This window comes from Wenzhouxiangella sediminis (assembly GCF_003410055.1).
GTDB classification, from domain to species: domain Bacteria; phylum Pseudomonadota; class Gammaproteobacteria; order Xanthomonadales; family Wenzhouxiangellaceae; genus Wenzhouxiangella; species Wenzhouxiangella sediminis.
The window spans coordinates 1-23,057 of record NZ_QUZK01000047.1 but is presented as its reverse complement, the minus strand read 5'-3'; the positions used below and the strand labels follow the sequence as shown (position 1 = coordinate 23,057).

Sequence of the window (23,057 nt, the reverse complement as noted above, 5' to 3'; positions counted from 1 at the left end):
TGACGGCGATGCCAGAGTCGCGCCCCTCATTGAACCGACCGCTGCCGGCCGCCGTGGCGGTCGGCGGCCCGCGCCGGTGGCTGTCCTATCGCACTTACCCGGTGTTTTCCTGGCCCTGGGTGCGGCGGCGGGCGCTGCTGTTCGGCCTGCTCATCGTCGCCTGGGGCGGCCTGTCGGGCGTCATGCACTACGCCGGGGGCGGCAGCGCCGGTGACGCCGCCCTGGTGTTCGCCGCCTTCGTCTTCGGCGCCGGTGTCATGGTCAACGCCGGTCCCGTGCTGGCGGCGCTCGTCCGCCACCGCCGAATGCCGGCGCGCCGCGAGCGAGCGCTGGTGGTGGTCGCGCTTGGCCTGGGCCTGGCGCTGGCCTTCCTGGCCGACATGCAGTCCTCGGCTTTGCTGGCGGAGCTGAGCGGGACGAGCTTCGAGCGCGAACTGGGCGCCGGGGCGCTGGCGATCAACCTGCTGGTGCTGCTGGTCATCTACGCCTTCGTCGGGGGCGGGCTGGCCTTGCGTGCCTACCTGGGCGAAGAACGACGCCTGGCCGACTACCAGGCCGAGCGAGAAGTCCGGCGCCTGCAGTCGGAGAAACTGGCCGCCGACCAGCAGCTGGCGATGCTGCAGGCGCAGATCGAGCCGCATTTCCTGTTCAACACCCTGGCCACCGTCCGCTCGAGCCTGCGCGGCGACCCGAACCACGCCGAGGCCACCCTGGATGCGCTCTGCGACTACCTGCGCACGACCATCCCGCGGCTGCGTCGCGACGAGACCGGGTCGCTGTCAACCGTGGAAGAACAGCTCGAGATCTGCCGGCGCTACCTGGCCGTGATGAAGCAGCGCATGGGCGAACGCCTGGACTACGAGGTGCATGCCGAAAGCGGGGCGGGCGCGTTGGGCTTTCCCCCCTTCATCCTGCTGTCGCTGGTCGAGAACGCCATCCGCCACGGACTGGAACCCAAGCCCGGCGGCGGGCGCATCGACATTGCCGCCCGGCGCGAGAACGAGCACCTGCGGATCAGCGTCGAGGACAGTGGTGTCGGTTTCTCCCCCGACAGCGGCAGCGGCGTCGGGCTGGACAACATCCGGCGGCAGTTGAAGCTGCGCTACGGGGAGGGCGCCCGGCTGCGGCTCGAAAGCAGTCCGGCGGGCGGGGTCCGCGCAACCATGATCATTCCCCTGGAGCCCGCATCGTGAGCACCCGCATCCTGGTCGCCGAGGACGAGCGCGCACAGCGCGCCGAACTGATTCGCCTTCTCCGGGGTCGCTGGCCGGCGGCCGAGCTGGTGGCCGAATGCGAAGACGGGGATGCCGCACTGGCCGCGCTCGAGGAGGCCCGTCCGGACGTGCTCTTCCTGGATATCCGAATGCCCGGCGCCAGCGGTATCGACGTGGCCCGGGCGGCCAGCGGACGGGCCCACGTCGTCCTGATCACGGCCTACGAGGAATATGCCGTGAAGGCTTTCGAGGCCGGTGCGCTCGACTACCTGCTCAAGCCAGTCACCAACGAGCGACTGGACGCGGCGATCGAACGGCTCCGGGCGCGCCTGGCCGAGTCGCCGCCGCGCATCGACGAACTGCTCGAGCGACTGGAAAAGCAGCTCGGTCCGCAGCGCGATGCGCCCCTGAACTGGATCACCGCGACCTGCGGCGACTCGGTCCGGCTGATTCCGGTCGAGGAAGTGCTGTTCCTGCGCGCCAGCGACAAGTACGTGCGCGTGGTCACCGCCGAGGACGAGGCGATCGTTCGCACGCCGCTCAAGGAGCTGGGCGAGCGGCTCGACCCCGAGCGTTTCTGGCGCATCCATCGCTCGGTGCTCGTAGCCGTCGACGCCGTGCACAGGATCGAGCGCGACGAACTGGGTCGCTGGCACGCACGACTTCGTGGGCACGAAGAGACCTTGCCAGTAAGTGAAAGCGGCCGCAGCCTGTTCCGGGGCATGTAGCCGCCGGCGCTTCGATTGCATCCTGCGAAGGGGTTTCCTATGCTTCCCCTTCATCTCGCGCGGAAAAGGGTGGTCATGGAAATCGAGGCGTACCTGCACACGATGGTCAAGCACAACGCTTCGGACCTGTTCTTCAGCGCGGGCGCGCCGGCCGGCATCAAGATCCAGGGCGAGACCCGGCGCCTGGGCAAGGACAAGCTGTCCTCGCAGGACGTGCGCAAGCTGGCCTACTCGCTACTCAACGACAAGCAGATCGCCAGCTTCGAGGCCGAGATGGAACTCAACCTGGCCATCGCGCTGGAATCCCTGGGCCGTTTTCGCGTCAACATGTTCCGCCAGCGCGGCTCGGTGGCCATGGTCATCCGCTACATCAAGAGCGAGATTCCCTCGATCGAGTCGCTGAACCTGCCGCCGATTCTCAAGGACCTGATCATGGAGCCGCGCGGCCTGATCCTGGTCGTCGGCGCGACCGGCTCGGGCAAGTCGACCACACTGGCCTCGATGATCGACCACCGCAACGAGAACAAGACCGGCCACATCCTCACCATCGAGGAGCCGATCGAGTTCCTGCACCAACATAAGAAGTCGATCGTCGACCAGCGCGAATTGGGCCTGGACACGCTCAGCTACGCCAACGCGCTGAAGAACGCCATGCGCGAGGCGCCCGACGTGATCCTGATCGGCGAGATCCGCGACCGGGAGACGATGAAGCACGCCATCAGCTATGCCGAAACCGGGCATCTGTGCCTGTCCACGCTGCACGCCAACAACGCCAACCAGACCCTGGACCGCATCATCAATTTCTTCCCGGAGTCGGCCCACCACCAGCTTTTCATCGACCTGTCCGAACACCTGCGCGCGATCATCAGCCAACGCCTGGTGCCCTCGACCGACGGCAAGCGCGTGCCCGCGGTGGAGGTCCTGATCCGCACCCCCTACGTCGCCGACCTGATCCTGAAGAACGACATCGACAGCATCAAGGAGGCGATGAAGGAAGGCGGGCAGGCCGGTATGCAGACCTTCGACCAGGCCCTGCTCAAGCTCTACAAGGAAGGCAGGATCACCGAGGAGCAGGCGCTCGAACACGCCGATTCGCGCAACGACCTCGGCCTGGCGATTCGCACCTCTCGAAGCCGCAGCGCCGACGACGCGCCCGAAGGTCTGAGCATTGACCGATTCGACTGAGCCAGGCGACGGCCGGCGCGGACACGAGCGCGTCGGCAGCGCTCGACTGATCGACGCGCACGCCGGCACCCGCCGGGCGCGCCGCAAGTTCCTGCGCTATGCGGAATTTCGCTACCGGCAGTTCATCAACGATCCCAGGCAGCATCCGCACGGGGTGGCCTGCATCTATTTCAACAACTGGCGGGAATGCCGGGACCACTTCGGCTTCGGCGGGCTGGAAACGGTCAACGGCCTCGTCGAGCGGCGCACACTGGACACACTGGCCGACCACGACATCTTCCTCAGGCTGGCCGACAGCAGCCTGGTCGGGGTGCTCTGGCCGGGCGGCGGCGACCGCGACATCGAGTCGTGGGCGGCCGACATGATCGAGAAGCTCACCGAGTCCGAGTACCCGATCGGCTCGCGCTGGCTGACGGCCACTTTCAGTATCGGCCTGTGCTGGTTCGACCGCCGCGTGCGGGGCGCCGAGGAGGCGCTGCTGGATGCCATGCACCTGGCCGAACAACTGGCCGAGCAGGGCGAGAACCAGTACCGCGTGTTCCGGCCCGTACGCGCGCCGCGCGAGGAACTCGGCAGCGACGAGCAGCTGGCCCGGCAGATCCGCCGCTCGCTGCATTCCAACCGGCTGCGGATGGTATTCCAGCCGCTGCTGGCGGCCTCGCCCGAGGGCGGCCGTTACTACCAGGCCTGGGCGCGGCTGATGACCGATTCGGGCAAACTGGTGCCCGCCCGGCACTTCCTCGACGTCGCCCGCCGGCACGAGCTGATCGGCGCCCTGCAGCGCTGGACGCTGCGGCGCAGCGTGCACTACCTGGCCACCGCCCACGGCAACCCCTCGGCCGTACGCCTGTTCGTCAACGTCTCGCCCGAGGCCTTCGACGAGCGCATGCTCGAATGGCTGGTGCGCATCCGTCAGCGCCATCCCGAGGTGGGGCCGCGCCTGATCGTGGAGTTCGAAGTCTTCGACCTGGAGAACCGCTCGGGCGAGACGCGCCGCGCCATGGAGCGGCTGGCCGCCCTGGGCATCCGCATCGGCCTGAGCGGCATCGGAGAGAAGCAGCTCGGTCATCGCCTGGTCGACGAGGCGCCCGTGGATTTCCTGCGCCTGGCGCCGGGATTTGCCGACGGCCTGCACGAACGCGCCGGCCTGGCCGGGGAATTCATGGCATTCATCAGCCGCGCCCACCACACGGATCGCGCGGTGATCATGCCCGAGGTCGAGCGCGAGGAACAGGTCATCGAGTTCTGGCAGGCCGGCGTGGACTTTATCCAGGGCGACTACATCGAGCACCCGCAGACGGCGCCGGAGGCGACGGGGTGATCAGGAAGCAGGAAGGTAAAGTGGTGGAGCCGAGGGGAGTCGAACCCCTGACCTCAGCAATGCGAATGCTGCGCTCTCCCAACTGAGCTACGGCCCCACGATCAGGCTGGCCGCGTATTTTACCCAAATTCGCCCGCAAAAGTCACCAAGCGCGATCGGAGGCAACCAATTGCCCCGGCGGCAGTCGAAGCAGTGAGCCCCTTCCGGTTGCCCGCCCTTGGCCCCGAACCGATTGCTGACACCGGCCGACCTGCACGGCCTGGCCCGACTTGCCGGCGACGGCGTGAGCGGCACGAGCCGCCTGGTCGAGCAGTTGCACCTGACGATCTTGTCCGGCGCCGCCCCCGTGGGCAAGGCCGTCGAGGGACGCACGCGGGGAATCCCCGGCCTGGTCTACGGCTCGATTCGCGGCATCAACGCACTCGTCGGCGCAGGCGTCGACGCCCTGGCATCCCGGGTGATCACCCCGACGCCGGAAGGCGACGCCTGGGCCGCCCGAGAGCAGTGGCTGGCCGCGCTCAACGGCATCCTGGGCGATCATCTTGCCGCCAGCGGCAATCCGCTGGCCATTCCCATGCGCTTTCGGGAAGGAGGCCGGATTCTGACGCTCGAACGTGATCGACTGGAAGAGGCGTTCGCAAGGCCTTCGGGCCGCCTGCTGATTGCCGTCCACGGCCTGTGCATGAACGATTTGCACTGGGGCGAGGCGGGCGGCATGCCCGAGCGCCTCGGCAAGTCGCTCGGCTTCTCGACGCTCCATCTCCACTACAACACCGGGCGGTCCATCGCCGACAACGGTCGCGAGCTGGCCGACCAGCTCGAGATCCTGGTCGAGCAATGGCCGGTTCCGGTCGAGGAAATCGTTTTCCTGGGCCACAGCATGGGCGGGCTGGTGGCCCGCAGCGCGCTCGCTGCAGGGGCTGCCGAATCGCAGGCCTGGGTGGACTCGGTGTCGCGCATGGCCTTGCTGGGCACGCCGCACCACGGCGCACCGATGGAGCGCCTCGGCCATCGCTTCGAGACGATGCTGGGCTTCAGCCCCTACCTTGCGCCCTTCATGCGCCTGGGCGGAATCCGGAGCGCGGGGATTACCGACCTGCGCCACGGCGCGCTGCCGGCGCCGCTCGCCGATGTGGAGTTGTTTGCCGTCGCCGCCACGGCGCGAACCCGGGTCGGCGGCCTGCTCGACGGCGCGGCCGGGGATGGCCTGGTGCCGATCGACAGCGCGCTGGGTCGCCACAACGACCCCGAACGGGCGCTACCGATTCCGGAAGACAACCGCCTGCTCGTGCCGGGCGTGGGCCACCTCGGTTTGCTCAAGCACCCGGCCGTCTACCGTCAACTGCGCCGCTGGCTGGCCTAGCGAATCACGTGCCAGCCGGTCTGTCGGCCGGCCAGGTAGATCACGCGCTCGCCGTCGAACACGGCGGTCTGTTCCAGCTTGATGTTCACCAGCTGGTCGCCCCATTCGGGGACCGGCGTCTTGATGCTTCCCTCGATGGCATAGGCGGTATCGGCGTGCAGGGGCCAGTCACCGGTGTGCGCGACTTCGGCGGGCAGGTCCCACATGCCGATGGTCGGCCCGGGCGCATGGCCGAAAAAGCCGATGGGATGGGTATAGATGTTGAAGGTCCAGGGCGCATCGGCCATGGCCTGCTGGGCGGCGGCCAGAATTTCGTTGCCGGTCCGGCCGGTTTCGAACGCGGCAGTCAGTCCGTCCTGCCAGTCATTGCCCTGGGCCAGGGCGTCCCGGAGCCCTTGCGGTACTTCGGTCTCGCCCGGTTTCGGCACGTAGCCCATCTCCTGGGTGTCGGTGCAGAGCTTCAGATAGCAGATGCCGACGTCGGTATGCAGCACGTCGCCGGGCTGGACGGTGCCCGAAGCGCCGCAGAAGGGCGCCTCCTCGCCGCATTCCATTCCGGGGCGCTGGATGTTGACGTAGGGCATGAACCAGGGTTCGAGGCCCAGCGATTCGAAACGCAGGCGAATGAACCAGGCGACATCGTCGGTGGTGGTCACGCCGGGCGTGATGACGCGGGCGGAGAACGCTTCGGCGATGACGCCGCGCGCCAGCGAGACGATGTGCGGATAGACGTTGAGCTCGCTCTGGCTGCGCGTCTCCAGCCAGCGGATGACGAGGTCCTCGGCCGGCAGCAGTCGATCGTGGAATTCCGGCGGCAGCGCGGCCAGCAACTTCTGGTAAAGCCCGTGCGTGAGGCCGTCGGCCTCGGGCCAGTGCTCGGAAACGTTGATGCCGATGCGCGCGGGATCCCGATCGACGATGAGCTCGCCGAGCGCCGCCCACTGTTCCTCGAGCGAGCCGCCCTCCCAGGCCGACTCGTAGGGTTCGCCCAGGGGATAGCGGTTGACGGTGAGTCGCTCGACCCGGCCGTCTTCATTGCGGGAAAACACCAGCATCGTGGTCCGGCGGGCGGCGAAGCCGGGTTGGGGCACCAGGGTGAAGTAGACCGGATCCTCGCCGTACTCGCGGTTGAGGACCAGCCACATGTCGATGCCCGTCTCTTCCATCAGGCCCGGCAGCAGGTTCTCGAGCCGGGCGGCGAGCATGGCGTTCTCCGGCTCGATGCGCTCGCGGGTCGAGAGCACGGCGAGATCGGCCGATTCGAGTACGCGGCCCTGGTCGTGGGAAGAAGTCTGGGCGGCGGCTTGCGGATGCGCAAGCAACAGAGCCGGCGCCAGGGCCAGCAGGAGGGTGGTCCTGATCATCGTTTCTCCCGGTCGGGGCTTACTTGAAGTGCGACTTGAAGTAGTTGAACGAGTTCTGGAGCGCGTCCCAGGTGTACTCGGCTTCGCGCTTGAGCTTTGACCACTGCAGCTCGCCGGCCGACCGCAGCTCGTCCAGTTTGTTGGCGAGGTCCTTGCGGCGGCTGCGCATTTCGGCCAGCCTCTCGTGGTACTCCTCGCGGGCCTTCGACCCGGCTTCCTCGGCGCGCTTGTCGTACTCGTCGATCTTGTCGTCGAGTTCGTCCAGGCGCGATTTCAGGCGCTCGATGAAATCCTTCCGCTCTTCGCTGCTCATGACGGGCTCCCTTGCGTTGCGTCCAACAGGCGTGGAAAAAGTCTACGCCAGTTGCCCGCGCCGAACCAGCCTGGCGGCATCGGCGTCAGGCCAGCCAGGCGAACAGGCCCAGCAGGCCCCAGACGGCGATCAGGGCGACGAGTCGGCGGGCGGTCATTCGGGATTGGTTTTCGGGAATCAGCATGGCGTTTCTCTCTTCCTGGGTGCCTCGGGAAATTCAGTTGCAAAACGAAACCCGATTACAGGCTACGCCGATTAGTTGCATTTTGCAACCCAATCCCGCAGACTGACCCCATGAGCAAAGCCAACCCCTGTCACGGCAACTGCCCCATCGCCCGCGTGACCGCGCTGCTGGGCGACGGCTGGAGCCTGATGATCATCCGCGAGGCCTTCCTGGGCAGCGGCAAGTTCAACGAGTTCGAGAAGCGTCTGGGCATCGCGCGCAACATCCTGACCAACCGCCTGCGCAAGCTGGTCGAGGCCGGGCTGCTCCAGCGCAAGGCCTCGGAAACCGACCGGCGCGTGGTCGAGTACCGGCTGACGCGATCGGGCCGCGCGCTTTTCCCGGTGCTGATCGCCCTGTCGCAGTGGTCCGAGCAGCACCTGAGCGATTGTTCGCATTCGGTGCGCTACGTCGAAAGGGCCACCGGCGAGGAGATCCAGCGCATCAAGGTGCTGAGCGCCGACGGGCGCGAGCTCGACGCCGGCGAGCTCGCCATGCTGCCCGGCCCGGACGCAGACCCGGCGCTCAAGGCTCGCCTGGTCGCGGCGATGGAACAGGCCGGGCACGAGGCGGCCCATGCGGCGTCGTGATCCAGGCCGTCAGTTCGTCCGCGCGGTGGCCTGAGCGTGGCCGCGCCGTCACCAAAGCGCTTCCCATGGCGCCGGGTGCTGTTGTTGCTGATCGTGTTGGGAGCGGCGCTGGTGTTCTGGCCCCGGCTGCCTGAGCGTCCGAACCCCGGGCGATCGGAGGCACTGCCCGCCGAGGCCGCGCGCAACACGCGCCTGGGGCGGTCGCTGGCCGAGCAGAACAGCGAACACCCCGGCGAAAGCGGCATCCATCCCCTTTATGGCCCGCTGGATGCCTTCGCCGCCCGTTACCTGTTGGCCCACGCCGCCGAGCGCACGCTGGATGTGCAGTACTACATCTGGGGCGACGACCTGACCGGCACGCTGATGCTGCACGCCCTGCTCCAGGCGGCCGACCGCGGCGTGCGCGTGCGCCTGCTGCTCGACGACAACGGGGTCGAGGGCCTGGACCAGACGCTGCTCGCCCTGGCCCGGCACGAGCGCATCGAGATCCGACTGTTCAATCCCTTCGCCCTGCGCTGGCCGCGCTGGGTGAATTACTTCACCGACTTTCGCCGCATCAACCGGCGCATGCACAACAAGGCCTTCACCGCCGACAACCGCGCCACCATCGTGGGCGGGCGCAACGTTGCCGACGAGTATTTCGCCGCCGGCACCGGACTGTTGTTCGCCGACGTCGACGTGCTCGCCGTCGGCCAGGTCGTGGACGAAGTGTCCGACGACTTCGACCGCTACTGGAACAGCGAATCGGCCTGGCCGGTCGAGACCCTGGTCGAGCCGGGCGGGGGCGATCCCATCGCCCGGCTGCGCCGCGAGGCCGCGCGCATCGAGCACGACGAGGCGGCGAGCGCCTACCTGGACAACTTCGAGCACTCACGCTTCATCGAGCGCTTCCTCGACGGCCGACTGGAAATGCTCTGGGGCCGGGCCGAGCTGCTCAGCGACGACCCGAGCAAGATTCTCGACAAGCCCGGTCCCAAGGGCCTGCTCAGCGACCAGCTGCAGGAAACCATCGGCCTGCCGCAAGAGCGCATGTACGTGGTCTCGCCCTATTTCGTACCGACCCGCACCGGTGCGAAGCTGTTCACCGAGCTGGCCCGTAGCGGCGTGGAAGTGGTGGTGCTGACCAACTCGCTGGAAGCCACCGACGTCGCCGCCGTGCATTCGGGCTACAGCCGCTACCGCAAACGCCTGCTGAAGGCCGGCGTGAAGCTCTTCGAGATGCAGCACCTGTCGGGCCAGGAACGGATGCGCGGGACCGGCCCGTTGGGCAGTTCCGGTTCGAGCCTGCACGCCAAGACCTTCGCGGTCGACGGCGAGCGCGTGTTCGTGGGTTCGTTCAACTTCGACCCGCGCTCGGCGCGGCTCAACACCGAGATGGGCCTGTTGATCGACAGCCCGGAACTGGCCGCCGAGCTGGAAGAGACCTTCGCAGTGGACGTGCCCGAGCGCGCCTACTCGGTGCACCTCGACGACCACGGCGGACTGTACTGGATCGAACGCACCGAGTCGGGCACGCTGCGCCACGAACACGAACCGCACACCAGCGTGTGGAAACGCATGGGCGTGGCGATCCTGGCAAGACTGCCGATCGTCTGGCTCTTGTAGGGACCCGGCTCAGCCTCGCCGGTGCAGCTGGTAGGCGCCGAAGGTCAGCTCGGATTCGCTGATGCCCAGGCGCTCGAGTCTTTCCGCACTCAGGGCCGGGGGCGCGGCGGGCGGCAGGTAGAGGGTGGACACCTGGCTGAAGCGCGCCTCGTGCAGTCGATTCAGCGGCACCTGTTCCCTGCGGGGCTCGTCGAGCGGAAAGACCGCGGCTTCGTAGACGGTCACCGGGTGGTCGGCCGGGTAGTCGGCCGCGAGCACCTCGGCGAGCACCTTCACCCACTCCGGATCGTGCTCGAATGCATCGCGGCGGAGATCGCCGAGCGTGACCGGCTGCCAGAGGATCAGCGCGGCGGTGGGGTCGAAGCGGCGGGCGTGGAGCAGAAAATCGGTGGCCTCGAAACTCTGGCAGCCGTGCAGGGCCGGGTCGAGCCCCAGGTCGGCGAACAGGCAGTCCTCGGCGGAGATGCCGGGATACATGACGGCGCGATGCCCGGCCGCGCGTGCTTGCCGGATGGCTTCGTGCGCCGGCCAGACGAAAACGCCGGGGTGGCCGTAGAAGGCGGCGCAGACATGGGCGCCTTCGTCGAGCGGTGCAAGGATGCGCCGCACCATCTCGGCATAGCTGTCGTCGCGCCGCCGGCCGACCGCGTAGGCGTCCTGGAGCGATTCGACCCGCGCGTTGAGCTCACGCAGGCGATCGAGGGTGAGGCCGTCGACCACGGTGAAGACGCGGTCGGCGCCGCGCAGCAGGTGCTGCGCTTCGCGGGTGAGATGGCCGCCCGGGCGAATGCCGGTACCGACAACGCTCAGGCGGCCGGGCACCATCAAATAATGATGAACTGGAGCTTGTTGTGATCGATCCCCGCTTCGTCGGCGAGCTTCTCCTTGTCGCCGGAGAGAATCAGCTTCTGGTGGTCTTCCGGCACGCCGTACTCCTTCATGACGCCTTCGGGATCCTTCTTGAATCGCTCCAGCGTCTCGGGATCTTCGGCCAGGCTCGATAGCAGTTTGTGCGTGTTGTCGGACATTTTTGTCTTCCCTTTCGTGGTTTTCCAGAATTGACCGTCGAGCGAATCAGCTCGACGGATCCAGCCAATCGGGTGCGTCCAGCCCGAAGCAGCGCTGGAGCATGTCTTCGGCCGACTGCAGCGCGCCCTCGCTCCAGCCCTGGGCCGTGCTGTAGCTCTCGCCGCAGACATGCAGCGCCAGGCCGTTCACGGGGGCGCACATGGCGTCGGTGACCTCCCAGCTCTTCCAGCCGGGCATCCAGCTGTGCCAGCCGCCGCCGTACGGCCATACGCTCCAGTCGATGAAGCAGGCGGCGGTGGGCTGCGGTACGTCGACGCCGTGCATTTCGGACAGTTCGCGGCGGATCTCGGTGAGCGCGACGTCGCTGAGATCGCTCTCGAGCGCCAGGCCGCGTCCGCTGTCGGGGGTCAGCGCCCGCCAGAAGCTCACCGCATCGGTGTCGGCGTAGCTGGCCAGCATCAGCGCCTCGCCCGAGCCCTTGTCCACGCCCAGGTAGTAGCACTGGCGCATGGGCAGGTCGGTGTGCGAGACGCCGTAGGTGCCGTCCGCGATCTTGCCGGGCCCATCGGGCACGTCGCGCCACCAGGGCTTGTCGAAGGTCAGGAAGATCTTGCAGGCGGGCACGCCCTCGACCGAGTCGATCCTCGCGGCCAGTTCCCCTTCTTGCAGTGCAGGGCTGGCTTCGATCAAACGGGTGATCGGCGCCTTGGGAATCGCGAGCACGATGCGATCGGATTCGAATTCTCGCTCGACACCCTCGGCGCGGACCGAAAGACGCAGCCGATTTCCCGACGATTCGACCCGGCGAACGACGTGGTTTCTGAGGATCGACGCGCCAGCTTTCTCGACGGCTTCGGCCAGGGCCTCGGGCATGTGCTGGTAACCGTGGGTCAGCCGGTACCACTTGCCGCTTTGCTCGACGACGATCGAGACCATCGCGTCGAAGGCGTTCCAGTTCGACAGCATCTCGTAGCTGCTGATCATGCCGCGAAGCGCCAACCAGGCCTCGTTGCTGATCACACGCGCAAGCAGGTTCCAGAACCCCCAGCGCCACAGCGGGCGGCCGTCGAACTCGTGCTTCTTGAGATAGTCGAGGGTTTCCTCGCGCGAGCCCTTCGGGTTGCGCGGCCAGAGCGCCTTGATGCCCGGGGCGATTCGCGTGCAGGCCAGGTCGAGCAGCTGGTAATAGCTCAGTCCCTGTTCATCGGGCGCCAGGTTGTAGGGCTGGATCTTCGGGTCGGCGAACTGGGAAACCTTGAAGCGCGTGGCGCGCAACCAGGCGAAATCCGGCTGCGGCTCGACGGTTTCCTTCGGCAAGTCGAAGGCCCGGCTGCACAGGCCGTAGACCAGCGGCTGCTGATCGTTGAAGAACATGCCGCCCAGCTCCGCGGGCAGACTGCTGTCGGGGTGCATCTTCAGCGACCACAGCCGCCCGCCGATTCGGTCGGTGGCTTCCAGGACGGTCAGCCCGGCCGGGTCATGGCCGGCCTCGAGCAGGCGCCAGGCGGAGTACAGGCCGGAGACGCCGGCGCCGACGATGGTGATGTTTTCGTTCTTCATGCTTCGTGCCTGTTGGGAACGCGGGAGGGACCGTGCCGGAAGGGCGTGGCCTTGTCGGGATCGAACAGCACGGCGCGGTTTCGACCCGCCTGCTTGGCCTGGTAGAGCGCCTGGTCGGCCATGCGCAGGATATCGCTGACCGCACACTTCGGTGAAATGCTCGACACCACGCCGATGCTGGTCGTGACCGGCATCTTCGCGCCGTCGAACACGAAGGGCTCGGAGGCCACCTCGTCAATGACGCGGCGTGCCACCTGAAGGCCGGTGCGGTCGGTCTGGTCGGAAAGCACGACCACGAACTCGTCGCCACCCAGGCGGCAGATGACATCGCCCTCGCGAAGCACGCGCTGGCAGCGGCGCACCAACTCCCGCAACACCATATCGCCGGCCGCATGACCGTACTCGTCGTTGGTTTCCTTGAAGTTGTCGAGGTCGAGAATCAGCACCGCCCGATCGAAGGAATCCGAATTCGGCCCGGGCATTACGCTTTCGAGGTAGGTCTGCAGAAAACGACGGTTGTAGGCGTCGGTCAGGGGATCCAGGTTGGCCAGTCGAGCGGCCTTGTGTTGTTCTTCCAGGGCCCGGGCGTGACGCGCGTAGAGCTGTCGCACGCGCCAGGTCAGCCCCAGGGCAAGAATGGTCGCCTCGGCAACGGCGCCGAAATACATCATGTACTCGAGCACGTCCGTGCGCGGAAGCAATCCGAGCGACATGAAGACACGCAAGAAACCGCTGAGCAGAAACAGGCTCCACGCGGCCAGGAAGATGTAGCCTTCGGTGGCGCCCTTGCGGCCGACCATGAACGCTGCCACCAGCAGCAGCACCTGGTAGATAAGCTGCGTGGGCTGGATCAGGGTCGCGACGAACAGTAATTGATCGATCGGAACCACGACAAAGGCAACAGCGAAGACACCCAGTATCACCAGTGTTGCCCGGACCAGCCAGGTTGTCTTCGGGATGTATCGCGGCGCATTGGTGAATGCCAGGAAGAACAAGCCGATCGTGATCAGCATCGCGTCGGAGAACAGCATGACGAGACGGGCGACGTGAGGCTGAAGGGCATCCGGCAACAGATAGGTCTGCAGCAAGCCCGAGTCGATGCCGAGCAGAAGCACCATGCTGAGCATGGCCATGACGTAGTACAGGTGACCTCTCTGGCGGAGGTTCATGTACAGCACGAGGTTGTAGAAGATCAGCGCCAGCAGCACCCCGCACAACATTCCGAACACCACGAAGCCGTTCAGCTTGGAATCCGTGAAGGACTCCCGGTCCTGGATCCATAGCTCCAGCGGTTGCAGAGAAGCCTGGAACGTGTTGACGTAAACAAGGAGGGTCTGGGTCTGGCCCGGGGGCACTGCAAAATCGACGGCGTACTGCCTACCGACCGTTTCGGCAGTAACCACTTTGCTGAAGGCCGCGCTTTCCCGGCGCAGGGCTCCTCCTCGCTCGGGAATGTAGACATCGAAGTCGACGAACAAGCGCCGCGCAACCCGAAGCACATAGCGCCCATCCGAGTTCCGCGGCGCCGACAACCTGATCTTGAGCCACAGGGGCGGCGCCGTCTGTTCGAAATCAACCGAGTACGGCTCGAATCCGGCATCGCTTCGGATCAGGGCTTCCGGCCCGAGTCGCTTATCGGGATCGAACTGCACTGCCGCCGACTGCTTGATGTTGCCGACGGTGCCCTGGGCAGGCAGCTGGACCAACTCGGCTCGATACTGGGCCTGCAGCGGCAGGCTGGCCGCAAGCAATGCGAACGCGACCGCAAGCCACGCGAGCCTTCGATACCCGGCGCGGCCGCTCACGATCGACCCTCCCAGCATTGGCGGCGGGCGCCTTTGAGCATCTGCAGAAGTTTCCCTCGAACCCTTTGGCGCAAAGAGTAAACGCCAAGCACGGGCAAGTCCACTTGGCGCGCGTTCACCTATCGGGAATCCAGGCGGTCGATTCGGAGCCGCTCGCGCGCATCGAACAGGCGGCGGCTGCCCATCGAAACCGCGACCATCGTGCCGAAACCGGTGCCGGCGCTGATGGTGAACATGATCAGGATCTGGTATTCGACGGCCACCGCCGGCGGGCTGCCGGCCAGGATCTGGCCGGTCATCATGCCCGGCAGGCTGACGATGCCGGCAGCGGCCATGGCGTTGATGATGGGGATCATGCCCGAGCGCATGGCGCTGCGGCGCATCTCGCCGATCGCCTCGTGCCAGGTCTGACCCAGCATCAGCCGGTGCTCGATGACGGCCCGCTCGCGCCAGGCCGATTCCGTCAGCCGATCGAGGCTCAGGGCGACGCCCGTCATGGTGTTGCCCAGCAACATGCCGAGCAGCGGGATGGCGTACTGCGGCGAATACCAGGGATCGGGCCCGATCACCGCCACCAGGGTGAGCACGGTCACGCTGAAGGCCGATACGAACATGGACACGGTGCCGATGCCGAACGCCCAGCCGCCGACGAGTCGATACTTCTGTCGCGCCATGACCTCCCGGCCGGCCAGCAGCAGCATGGCGAACGCCATCAGCACAATCCAGCCCAGCGCGCCGACGGCGAAGAGCGCCTCGAGCACCAGGCCGATGAGCGAAAGCTGAACCACCGTGCGCGCGGCGGCCACCAGCAGCGATCCGCCCAGCCCCACCCGGGCAAGCTGCATGCACCCGGCCAGGGACAGCACCAGCGCCGCCGCGATGGCGAGCTGCCACCATGCAAGATCGATCACCCCGGTCACAACGCCGACTCCAAGCGATCACCGGCAATCCTCAAGTGCCTGCTGCCCACACGTTCAATCTGGCTGGGGTCGTGGGCGACCCAGAGCACCGGCAGGCGTCGCTCGCGAATGAGCCGGGTCAACCACGTCTCGACGCGGGCGGTACTTTGCGCATCGAGATTGGCGGTGGGCTCGTCGAGCAGGAGGGCCTCGGGGTCGTAGGACAGGGCGCGGACCAGGGCCAGCCGCTGTTTCTCGCCGGAGGAAAGGCGGGATATCGACCACTCGACCACCTCGGCCTCGAAGCCCAGCTCGGCCAGCGTCTCCGGCATGTCACGGGCAAAGTGTTCGCCGACCCGCTCGTGCCACCACTGGCTCTCGGCCGGCACCAGCATCACCGCGCGGCGCCAGGCATGCGCGTGCATGGCCGCCTGGTCACGATCGCCGAGCCGGATCCGCCCGCCGTGGGCTTCGAGATCGGCCACCGCCCGGAGCAGGCGCGACTTGCCCGAACCCGACGGCCCGGACAGGCAGACGACCTCCCCGGGCGCGATCGCCAGGTCGATGTCGCTCAGGGCGCCGATCGAGACGCCTTCGAGTTGCAGCGCCGGCTCCTGCACCCGCTATTCACTCCTCGAAACCCTCGGGAAGTGTACGCTAAGGGCTCACAGACGCGTTGTTCAGTTCGGGCGGCGCCGGTCAACCCGAGCGCCTTTTCGCTGTCATAGCACCCACACCCGAATCCGGGAGGGATGGACATGATTCACGACAACATTCTCCAGACCATCGGCCGCACGCCGGTGGTGCGCATCAACCGCCTGGCCCCGTCGCACGTCGATTTCTACGTCAAGGCGGAGTTCTTCAACCCGCTCTCGTCGGTGAAGGACCGACTGGCGATCGGCATCATCGAGGACGCCGAGCGGCGCGGGGATCTCAAGCCCGGCCAGACGGTGGTCGAGGCGACCTCGGGCAACACCGGCATCGCGCTGGCGATGGTCTGCGCAGCCAAGGGTTATCCCTTCGTGGCGGTGATGGTCGAGACCTTCTCGATCGAGCGGCGCAAGCTGATGCGCGCGCTCGGCGCCAAGCTGATTCTCACGCCCAAGGAAGAGAAGGGCACCGGCATGGTCAAGAAGGCGGCCGAACTCGCCGACAAGCACGGCTGGTTCCTGGCGCGGCAGTTCGAGAACGAGGCCAATCCGGCCTACCACCGCAACACCACGGGGCCGGAAATCCTGCGCGACTTCGCCGGGCGGCGGCTGGACTACTTCGTGACCGGCTGGGGCACGGGCGGCACCATGACCGGGGCCGGCGAGATGCTCAAGCTGGCCCGGCCCGGCATCAAGGTCATCGCCACCGAGCCGGACAAGGCGCAGCTGATGGCGGGCAAGCCCTGGGAGGCACACAAGATCCAGGGCTGGACGCCGGACTTCATTCCCAAGGTGCTCAAGGTCGACATCGCCGACGAGATCGTGCCGGTTACCGACGAGGAAGCCCGCGATACCGCGCTGGAACTGGCGCGCAGGGAAGGCATCTTCACCGGCATCTCCGGCGGCGGCACCGTGGCCGCCGCGCTGAAGGTCGCAGAGAAGGCGCCCGAGGGATCAGGCATCCTCGCGATGCTGCCCGACACCGGCGAACGCTACCTGTCGACCTACCTGTTCGAGGACATCCACGAAGGCTCGGATGACGACTGGCTGGCCGAGCAGGGCTAGTCGGCCATCGCCGATTGCCTCCCGGCCCGGTCGCGCCAGGCGCGGCCGGGTACCGGGACGAGCTGCGGCACCTGCTCGCGATAGCGCTCGTAGTCCGAACCGAGATATCGGACCAGGTCGCGCTCCTCGAGCTTGACCCCGACGAGGATGTAGGCGGACATGCCTGCGGCGAACAGCAGGTGGCCGAGCGTCATCGTCGGCGCCGCCCAGAAGGCGATCAGGAAGCCGAGGTAGAGCGGGTGGCGCACGACCCGGTAGAACAGCGGTGTGACGAATCGGGGCGGCTGCACTTCGCGACCACGAAACTGCGACCAGACCTGCTTGAGCCCGAACAGGTCGAAGTGGTCGATCAGGAAGGTGGAGACGAAGACCATCGCGAACCCGATCGCGACGAGACTCCAGAGCACGACCTGCCCCACGGCGGCATCCACCGACCACAGCACGGGCCCCATCGGCCGCCACTGCCACATCAGCAGCACCAGCAGGGCCGTCGACAAGAGCACGTAGACGCTGCGTTCGGCCGAGCGGGGCAAGTGGCTCGCCAGCCACGACTTGAAGCCCGAGCGCGCCATGATGCTGTGCTGCGCGCCGAACAGGGCGATCAGGCCCAGGTTGATGGCCACCGCCAGCGCCGGCGGTCCTGTCTCGCGCCCGAAGCTGACCGAGTACGGCACGAGCTCGACCAGCGCCGGCCAGGCATCGGCCAGCGCGGTGGTCTGCAGGTTGCCGACGAAAGCGATGAAATAGAGGAACGCCACGAAGAAAAACAGGTAGGTGACGATTCCGAACAGCAGGATCAGGCCTTTCTGCATGGCGGCCCTCCTTCGGTGTGTAAGCCTACCCGGGGATACGGCGGGCCCGGCCATACCCCGCCAGCCAATTCAGCCTTCCGGCACGAGCTGGCCCGAGCCGCCCATTTCGGCCGGCACGTCGCGCTGCTTTTCGATGCCGTCGTGGATCTTCAGGACGCTCTCGCCGTAGTGCACGTGCACACCCGGCCGGAAGGGAAAGTCGGGAATGATCGCCGCATAGACGTCGACCAGGCCCAGTTCGGGATGGTCGGTCAGCACGTGACCGCCGCATTCGGTGCACCACTTGCGCACGCTTTTCGGAGTCTTGCTGTAGGCGCCCAGGCGGTCCCCGCCGCGCGTGACGGTGACCGCATCAGGCGGCCACAGGGTGAAGGCGTTGACCGGCCCGGCCGACCAGTGTCGGCAGGACTCGCAGTGGCAATAGCCCATGGCCGCGGGCTCGCCGCGCACCTCGATCTCGACCGCGCCGCAGAAGCAGCGGCCGGAATGCACGCCCGCTCGAGCCTGTGCCTTGGCATTCACTCCGGCGCGTCCATGGACTGCTCCTCGACGGGCATGGCGTCGATCGGCTCGTTGAACGCGATGAACAGCACGCATTCGCCGGCGTCGAGGCAGCGCGCCGAGTGCGCCCGGCCGGGCGGGCCGTAGGCGTAGGATCCGGTCTCGATCACGGCCGGGTCCTGGCCTTCGTAGTCGACCCGCATGCGGCCGGAGACCAGCACCATGCGCTCGGCCGAGGTGTGGGTGTGGGCCACCAGGTCCGTGTTCGCCGGCACCTTGAAGAAGATGTCGGCGCGCGGTTCGGCCGGATTGCCGTGCAGCACGCCGATGCGGCAGGTATCGGGAAAGAAGGCCGGGCACGGCCCCCACTGGATGGCTTCGCTGTTGGCGCCGATGACTTTGGCGTGATCGTCGGCCCATGCAGACACGACAAACGCGAGCGCAGCGACCGTTGCGGCAATCCTTAGACTTGATCTGGACATGGCTTTCTCCGTCATTCCGGGTTGTCGATATCAAGGGACACGGAAGGCGGACGGTGCGCCCGCCAGCTTTCTCACTCCGGGGCCCGGGACAGCACGGGGTGGGACCCCAGGCCGGCCTCGCGCAGTAGCCGGGAAGCCTCCGCAGCAGCCGCCCGCGACGGCGCCGCCCTTTCGAGGGACGACAAGACATCGGCGCGCAGAAGCTGGCGCTGGGCGCGCACCATGGCGTAGCCCGGCGGATCGAAGGCCTCGAGGCTCTTTCGAATCTCGGCAAGTGCCTGCTCGTGCCGGCCCGCAAAATGCAGGCAAGTCGCCTTCGATTCCGCCAGTTCTCCCCGCCGCTCCGGCGTATCCCGCCCGCTTTCGATCAATCGAGCAGCGAGCGCATCGAGGGTGTCCAGGGCGGTGTCGGTTCGCCCGAGCCGGCATTTCGCGCGTTCGTGATAGACGGCTGTCATCATCCGGCCCAGAGGCTTTGGCCGGTCCCTGCCGGCAAACAGCTCGCGCGCTCGGGCCAATGCCGATTCCGCGGCTTCCCAGCGGTTCATGCGGGACAGCAATCGACCGCGGTGGTGATGATAGAACTCGTAGTCTTCCAACCGCCGGTCTTCCACATCGGCCCATTCTCTGGCCGAATCGCGAATGGACGCCAGCGCTTTGTCGTATTCCCCGCGGTGGAGATGCAGGTTTGCCAGATTCGCCCTGGCCGTCGCCCGCAAGGCAACCGGCCGCTGATAGATCCGGTCATACAGCGCGATGGCGCGCTCGAGCGCGTCTTCGGCATCGTTCAGCCGGCCACGACTCAAGGCCTGACCACCCAGGTTCCCGAGCTGGATGGCATAGCCACGGCTCTGCGGCCCATCGAGTCGCCGGCTGAGTTCGGCGGCCCGCTGACGCACTTCGAACGCACGTGCCCCGCTACCGGTCGACGAAAGGGCGAAGGCCAGCGTGTTGGTCAGCTGCAGGCGTCCGCGCGATTCGGCCGGAGAACCGGATTCCACGGTTTCGTAGACGGGCTCGACCAGTTCCAGGGCTTCGCGACTTCGCCCGGTGATCAGGCGCAGCCAGCCTCGGTGGGCACGCGCGGCGATCCACGTCTCGCGCGCTCGCGGGTGGCCGGCGGCCACCGACTCGGCCTCGGCCAGGCGCTGTTCGGCGCGGTCGTAGCGCTGGGCCGACAGGGCCGCATACCCCTGCAGGTGCAGCGCCCGCGCCAGGTCTTCCGGACGCTCATCAACGCTCTCCCGGCCCAGGCGCACGGCTTCGGCAAGCAGCGGCTCGGCTTCTTCACGCAACGTGCGCGTCAGGTAGACATGCGCCAGCGTCAGCAACATGGAAACGCGTTCGCCCGGCGGCGCGCTGTCCTCGCGCAACGCCCGGCGAGCGCCGAGCGCCAACAGATTTTCGGTCGAGGGCAGTTGATTGCGCGGACGGTCGGGCTCGGCGGCGCGGAACAGTCCGATGAGAAAGTCGCGCAGCGCTTCGGCGCGCGCCAGCGCCGACTCGGTCTCGGCCAGGGCCGCTTCGGCGCGCTCGGCCTGCATCCGCGCGCGGTCGCGCTCGAGCGCGAGCTGCCAGGTCAGCCAGGCGCCGCCGACGACGATCACCAGCAGCGCCAGGACGGAGACGGCCGACAGCGCCCGGTTGCGCCGCACGAACCGCGAGAGGCGATAAACCGGACCGCCGTTGCGCGCAGCCACGGGACGGGCTCCCAGCCAGGCCTCGATATCGGCGGCCATGGCCGAGGCCGAGGCGTAGCGATCCTCCGGCGCCGCCTGCGTGGCCCGCTGCACGATCGCCGAAAGGTCGGCCGGCAGGGCGTCGGCCCCCGGGGAGTCTTCAAGCAGGTCTTCGAGCAGGTGCCCGAGTTGCCAGATGTCCGATGCGGTGGTGAGATCGGCGCCCGCGCGCTGCTCCGGGCTGGCGTAGTCGGGCGTCATGCCGTAGCTGCTGCCGGGACCGGCCCGGCGCAGGCGCGAGATGCCGAAATCGACCAGGCGCGGCCGTCGCTGTTCGTCGACCAGGACGTTGGAGGGCTTGATGTCGCCGTGGATCAGTCCGCGGCGATGGGCGTGGTGAACGGCGCGGCAGAGCATGCCGACCAGTTCGACGCGTTCGCGCCGGTCAAATGGCTCGACGGCCCGGTCGATGGTCTCGCCCGGGGCGAAGTCCATGGCGAACCAGCGCATACCGTCGTCGGTTTCGCCGCCGTCGATCAGGCGGGCGATGTTGGGGTGGTCGAGGCTGGCGAGCATTTCGCGCTCGCGGGCCAGCACTTCGCGGCCACCGGGTACGGGCCGGTCGCTGCGCAGCCATTTGAGCGCGACTTGCTGGTCGTAGGCGCCGTCGGCGCGCTCGGCCAGATAGACCACGCCGCTGCCGCCGCGTCCGAGTTCGCGCAGGATCTTCCAGGCGCCGATGCGCTCACCGGGCTCCGGCTCGCGCACCTGGCTGAGATGCGTGAGGAAACGCTGGAAGAGCCGTCCCTCGAGCGCACCACCGGGCCGGAGCGGATCATCGCCGCTCATGACTGCAGGCGCCTTCCGAGCCAGTCGCGCGCCTGCTGCCAGTCGCGCTGGACGGATCGCAGGGAGCGCCCGGTCGCCTCGGCCGTTTCCTCTTCGGTCAGGCCGGCGAAGAAGCGGCACTCCACTACGTGCGCTCGGGTGGGTTCGGTTTCGGCCAGTTGTTCGAGGGCCTGGTCGACCGCCAGAAAGCGTTCGGCCTCGGCCCGCTCGACGGCGTCGTCGTCGCGCAGCTCGAAGTGGGCGGCACCGCCGCCCCGCTTCCCGGCCAGCCGCTCGCGGGCAAAGTCGCACAAGAGCTGGCGCATGATGCGCGCCGAGAGATTAAGGAAATGCGCGCGATCGTTGACGGCGAGATCGCCGCTGTTGAGAAAGCGCAGGTAGCACTCGTGGACCAGGGCGGTCGTGTCCACCGCCTCGGAGCCGCGGCGGCAGCGATGCGCGAGCTGCTTGAGGTCGACGTACAACAGGGCGACGAGCCGATTCAGAGCCGGCTGGTCGCCTTCGCTGGCGGCGTGCAGCAGTTGCGTGAGCTCGCCGGGCATGATCGCTGGCGCGGGTTGGAGCCCGCCTTCCAGCGTATCACCCCGACGTTCGAGTCTCTAGCGGCGTCCGCCGCGCTTGCCGCGCGGGCGCTCCTCGCGCACCTGGATGGCCTGGCCGTTGAACATCGATCCGTCCAGGCCGGCCTGGGCAGCGCGAGCTTCGTGGCCTTCCATGTCGATCGTGGCCACACCCTTGCAGCGGCGAGTGAAGATGTCCATCGGCAGCTTCAGGCCGCGGACGGTGCCGTGGTGGGAGAACAACTCGCGCAGGTCCTTTTCGCGGGTTTCAGGATGGATGTTTCTGACAAAGAGGGTTTTCATTTCGGGGGCGGCCTCCGGGCCGGTATTGATCGACGCAGCATGCGAACGCCGGGCGGCCGGGAGCCGCAGCGGTTGTGATGGAAGGAGCGGTGCAGTCTGCGAGGGTAATTGGGTGTCCGGATGTCCATCCATCCGGTTCCCCTATGGTGGGTGCGTCTGCCTCCGGTTGCAAGGCCCGCAGAAGATTCTCGAAATAGTTGTAGCTATTTGTCGAAACTGCGCGTATAGTGCGAGGTGCTGCGGAACACAGCAGTGGTCGAATCTGAAAGTATTCCTTCCCGTCTACCCCCTCATTTTCCACCATCTGGTTCTAAGGAACGGCCGTTCCACGGCGCGCGAATGCGCGTGTGGTCGACCGATTCCCGATACAGCACAACCGGGACCGGCCATACGGCCGTACCCCTTACATCGAAATATTTGAAAAGGTAAAAGACATCATGTCCAGCAATACCGGAACCGTGAAGTGGTTCAACGACGCGAAGGGCTTCGGCTTCATTTCCCAGGACGGCGGTGGCTCCGACGTCTTCGTGCATTTCAGCGCCCTGACCGGCTCGGGTTTCAAGACCCTGACCGAAGGCGCCAAGGTGAGCTTCGACGTCACCGACGGCCCGAAGGGCCCGCAGGCCGCGAACGTCGTCACCCTGTAAGGGTTTCGATTCAAGCAGCTTTGCCGAGAAACCCCGCCACTGGCGGGGTTTTTCTTTGGCGCCGGCCGTGCCGGGCGGCGTTTGTTCGCTTCTTGGTTTGTTCGTTAGTTCGTTAGTTCGTTAGTTGGTTTGTTGGTTTCGGCGCGTTTTGCGTTGGAGGCCTGGGTCGGGCTGGCGGCACGGGGCGTTGTGGGGGTCTCGACACGTCAAAGGCTTGGGTGAGCTTGGCGGCACCGGTCGGTGTGCGGGTCTCGACAAGTCAAAATCTGTTTCGCCCGGGCCCGCTTCGCGGGGTCTTGCGGCGACTCAC

At 67.0% G+C, this 23,057-nt stretch carries 23 protein-coding genes and 1 tRNA gene; 9 read left to right on the top strand and 15 right to left on the bottom strand.

Annotation, left to right across the window (positions count from 1 at the left end):
* The first annotated feature begins 29 nt into the window (after positions 1–29).
* The 4 genes from DZC52_RS13075 (at position 30) to DZC52_RS13060 (ending at position 4,448) form a co-directional block, all read left to right on the top strand.
* Positions 30–1,193, top strand: coding sequence for a sensor histidine kinase (locus DZC52_RS13075; RefSeq protein ID WP_116651598.1), 1,164 nt, complete (start codon positions 30–32; stop codon positions 1,191–1,193).
* On the top strand, positions 1,190–1,942 hold the full coding sequence (locus tag DZC52_RS13070; protein WP_116651597.1) for a LytR/AlgR family response regulator transcription factor: 753 nt from the start codon (positions 1,190–1,192) through the stop codon (positions 1,940–1,942). Before DZC52_RS13075 ends, DZC52_RS13070 begins: the two co-directional genes overlap by 4 nt.
* Positions 1,943–2,017: 75 nt before the next feature.
* Positions 2,018–3,127: a PilT/PilU family type 4a pilus ATPase gene (locus tag DZC52_RS13065; RefSeq protein WP_116651596.1), complete on the top strand. Its 1,110-nt coding sequence runs from the start codon at positions 2,018–2,020 to the stop codon at positions 3,125–3,127.
* Positions 3,111–4,448 carry an EAL domain-containing protein gene (locus DZC52_RS13060; RefSeq protein WP_116651595.1) on the top strand — a complete coding sequence of 446 codons (1,338 nt, stop codon included), beginning with the start codon at positions 3,111–3,113 and terminating at the stop codon, positions 4,446–4,448. The genes DZC52_RS13065 and DZC52_RS13060 overlap by 17 nt, the downstream gene beginning before the upstream one ends.
* A 21-nt stretch (positions 4,449–4,469) precedes the next feature.
* Here the strand turns inward: DZC52_RS13060 and DZC52_RS13055 are convergent.
* Positions 4,470–4,545, bottom strand: a tRNA-Ala gene (locus DZC52_RS13055).
* A gap of 120 nt (positions 4,546–4,665) precedes the next feature.
* Between DZC52_RS13055 and DZC52_RS13050 the strand changes: the two genes are divergently transcribed.
* On the top strand, positions 4,666–5,811 hold the full coding sequence (locus DZC52_RS13050) for an esterase/lipase family protein (RefSeq protein ID WP_220338385.1): 1,146 nt from the start codon (positions 4,666–4,668) through the stop codon (positions 5,809–5,811).
* Here DZC52_RS13050 and DZC52_RS13045 read toward each other — a convergent pair.
* Both DZC52_RS13045 and DZC52_RS13040 read right to left on the bottom strand, forming a co-directional pair.
* Positions 5,808–7,175: a M24 family metallopeptidase gene (locus DZC52_RS13045; protein ID WP_116651593.1), complete on the bottom strand. Its 1,368-nt coding sequence runs from the start codon at positions 7,173–7,175 to the stop codon at positions 5,808–5,810. The two genes, DZC52_RS13050 and DZC52_RS13045, sit on opposite strands and share 4 nt — an antisense overlap.
* Positions 7,176–7,194: 19 nt before the next feature.
* Entirely contained in the window at positions 7,195–7,488 is a 294-nt protein-coding gene (locus DZC52_RS13040) for a sll1863 family stress response protein (RefSeq protein WP_116651592.1), read from the bottom strand.
* 294 nt (positions 7,489–7,782) lie between these two features.
* Here DZC52_RS13040 and DZC52_RS13035 point away from each other — a divergent pair, with 294 nt between their 5' ends.
* A complete protein-coding gene (locus tag DZC52_RS13035) occupies positions 7,783–8,301 on the top strand; it encodes a winged helix-turn-helix transcriptional regulator (RefSeq protein ID WP_116651591.1) in 519 nt (172 codons plus the stop codon).
* A gap of 36 nt (positions 8,302–8,337) precedes the next feature.
* On the top strand, positions 8,338–9,906 hold the full coding sequence (locus tag DZC52_RS13030; protein WP_220338384.1) for a phospholipase D family protein: 1,569 nt from the start codon (positions 8,338–8,340) through the stop codon (positions 9,904–9,906).
* Between the two features lie 9 nt (positions 9,907–9,915).
* On the opposite strand, the gene DZC52_RS13025 is transcribed toward DZC52_RS13030, so the two are convergent.
* From DZC52_RS13025 to DZC52_RS13000, 6 genes are all read right to left on the bottom strand, one after another.
* A complete protein-coding gene (locus DZC52_RS13025) occupies positions 9,916–10,728 on the bottom strand; it encodes an SAM-dependent methyltransferase (RefSeq protein WP_220338383.1) in 813 nt (270 codons plus the stop codon).
* A gap of 2 nt (positions 10,729–10,730) precedes the next feature.
* Positions 10,731–10,934: a hypothetical protein gene (locus DZC52_RS13020; RefSeq protein ID WP_116651589.1), complete on the bottom strand. Its 204-nt coding sequence runs from the start codon at positions 10,932–10,934 to the stop codon at positions 10,731–10,733.
* 46 nt (positions 10,935–10,980) lie between these two features.
* The gene (locus DZC52_RS13015; protein ID WP_116651588.1) at positions 10,981–12,495 is read right to left on the bottom strand and encodes a flavin monoamine oxidase family protein; all 1,515 of its coding nucleotides are present in this window, start codon (positions 12,493–12,495) and stop codon (positions 10,981–10,983) included.
* Positions 12,492–14,300 carry a sensor domain-containing diguanylate cyclase gene (locus DZC52_RS13010; RefSeq protein ID WP_181918951.1) on the bottom strand — a complete coding sequence of 603 codons (1,809 nt, stop codon included), beginning with the start codon at positions 14,298–14,300 and terminating at the stop codon, positions 12,492–12,494. Before DZC52_RS13010 ends, DZC52_RS13015 begins: the two co-directional genes overlap by 4 nt.
* A 119-nt stretch (positions 14,301–14,419) precedes the next feature.
* Positions 14,420–15,211, bottom strand: coding sequence for an ABC transporter permease (locus DZC52_RS13005; RefSeq protein WP_116651646.1), 792 nt, complete (start codon positions 15,209–15,211; stop codon positions 14,420–14,422).
* Between the two features lie 5 nt (positions 15,212–15,216).
* Entirely contained in the window at positions 15,217–15,819 is a 603-nt protein-coding gene (locus tag DZC52_RS13000) for an ABC transporter ATP-binding protein (RefSeq protein ID WP_116651586.1), read from the bottom strand.
* 138 nt (positions 15,820–15,957) lie between these two features.
* Here DZC52_RS13000 and cysK point away from each other — a divergent pair, with 138 nt between their 5' ends.
* The gene (cysK, locus tag DZC52_RS12995; RefSeq protein ID WP_116651645.1) at positions 15,958–16,914 is read left to right on the top strand and encodes a cysteine synthase A; all 957 of its coding nucleotides are present in this window, start codon (positions 15,958–15,960) and stop codon (positions 16,912–16,914) included.
* Here cysK and mddA read toward each other — a convergent pair.
* From mddA to DZC52_RS12965, 6 genes are all read right to left on the bottom strand, one after another.
* Positions 16,911–17,726, bottom strand: coding sequence for a methanethiol S-methyltransferase (gene mddA / locus DZC52_RS12990; RefSeq protein WP_116651585.1), 816 nt, complete (start codon positions 17,724–17,726; stop codon positions 16,911–16,913). The genes cysK and mddA overlap by 4 nt on opposite strands.
* A 69-nt stretch (positions 17,727–17,795) precedes the next feature.
* On the bottom strand, positions 17,796–18,248 hold the full coding sequence (locus DZC52_RS12985; RefSeq protein WP_220338381.1) for a GFA family protein: 453 nt from the start codon (positions 18,246–18,248) through the stop codon (positions 17,796–17,798).
* Entirely contained in the window at positions 18,245–18,709 is a 465-nt protein-coding gene (locus tag DZC52_RS12980) for a cupin domain-containing protein (protein ID WP_245960826.1), read from the bottom strand. Before DZC52_RS12980 ends, DZC52_RS12985 begins: the two co-directional genes overlap by 4 nt.
* A gap of 71 nt (positions 18,710–18,780) precedes the next feature.
* Positions 18,781–21,237 carry a serine/threonine-protein kinase gene (locus tag DZC52_RS12975; protein ID WP_116651582.1) on the bottom strand — a complete coding sequence of 819 codons (2,457 nt, stop codon included), beginning with the start codon at positions 21,235–21,237 and terminating at the stop codon, positions 18,781–18,783.
* Positions 21,234–21,779, bottom strand: a complete 546-nt coding sequence (locus DZC52_RS12970; RefSeq protein WP_116651581.1) for an ECF-type sigma factor — start codon at positions 21,777–21,779, stop codon at positions 21,234–21,236. Before DZC52_RS12970 ends, DZC52_RS12975 begins: the two co-directional genes overlap by 4 nt.
* Positions 21,780–21,836: 57 nt before the next feature.
* The gene (locus DZC52_RS12965) at positions 21,837–22,100 is read right to left on the bottom strand and encodes an RNA recognition motif domain-containing protein (protein ID WP_116651580.1); all 264 of its coding nucleotides are present in this window, start codon (positions 22,098–22,100) and stop codon (positions 21,837–21,839) included.
* Between the two features lie 437 nt (positions 22,101–22,537).
* Here DZC52_RS12965 and DZC52_RS12960 point away from each other — a divergent pair, with 437 nt between their 5' ends.
* A complete protein-coding gene (locus DZC52_RS12960) occupies positions 22,538–22,747 on the top strand; it encodes a cold-shock protein (RefSeq protein ID WP_116651579.1) in 210 nt (69 codons plus the stop codon).
* Positions 22,748–23,057: the final 310 nt, after the last annotated feature.

Coding starts and splice junctions, on each gene's coding strand:
- DZC52_RS12975 (WP_116651582.1), bottom strand. CDS start 21,237: ATGAGCGGCGATGATCCGCTCCGGCCCGGTGGTGCGCTCGAGGGACGG.
- DZC52_RS12980 (WP_245960826.1), bottom strand. CDS start 18,709: ATGTCCAGATCAAGTCTAAGGATTGCCGCAACGGTCGCTGCGCTCGCG.
- DZC52_RS12970 (WP_116651581.1), bottom strand. CDS start 21,779: ATGCCCGGCGAGCTCACGCAACTGCTGCACGCCGCCAGCGAAGGCGAC.
- mddA (WP_116651585.1), bottom strand. CDS start 17,726: ATGCAGAAAGGCCTGATCCTGCTGTTCGGAATCGTCACCTACCTGTTT.
- DZC52_RS12965 (WP_116651580.1), bottom strand. CDS start 22,100: ATGAAAACCCTCTTTGTCAGAAACATCCATCCTGAAACCCGCGAAAAG.
- DZC52_RS12960 (WP_116651579.1), top strand. CDS start 22,538: ATGTCCAGCAATACCGGAACCGTGAAGTGGTTCAACGACGCGAAGGGC.
- DZC52_RS13035 (WP_116651591.1), top strand. CDS start 7,783: ATGAGCAAAGCCAACCCCTGTCACGGCAACTGCCCCATCGCCCGCGTG.
- DZC52_RS13045 (WP_116651593.1), bottom strand. CDS start 7,175: ATGATCAGGACCACCCTCCTGCTGGCCCTGGCGCCGGCTCTGTTGCTT.
- cysK (WP_116651645.1), top strand. CDS start 15,958: ATGATTCACGACAACATTCTCCAGACCATCGGCCGCACGCCGGTGGTG.
- DZC52_RS13015 (WP_116651588.1), bottom strand. CDS start 12,495: ATGAAGAACGAAAACATCACCATCGTCGGCGCCGGCGTCTCCGGCCTG.
- DZC52_RS13065 (WP_116651596.1), top strand. CDS start 2,018: ATGGAAATCGAGGCGTACCTGCACACGATGGTCAAGCACAACGCTTCG.
- DZC52_RS13040 (WP_116651592.1), bottom strand. CDS start 7,488: ATGAGCAGCGAAGAGCGGAAGGATTTCATCGAGCGCCTGAAATCGCGC.
- DZC52_RS13020 (WP_116651589.1), bottom strand. CDS start 10,934: ATGTCCGACAACACGCACAAACTGCTATCGAGCCTGGCCGAAGATCCC.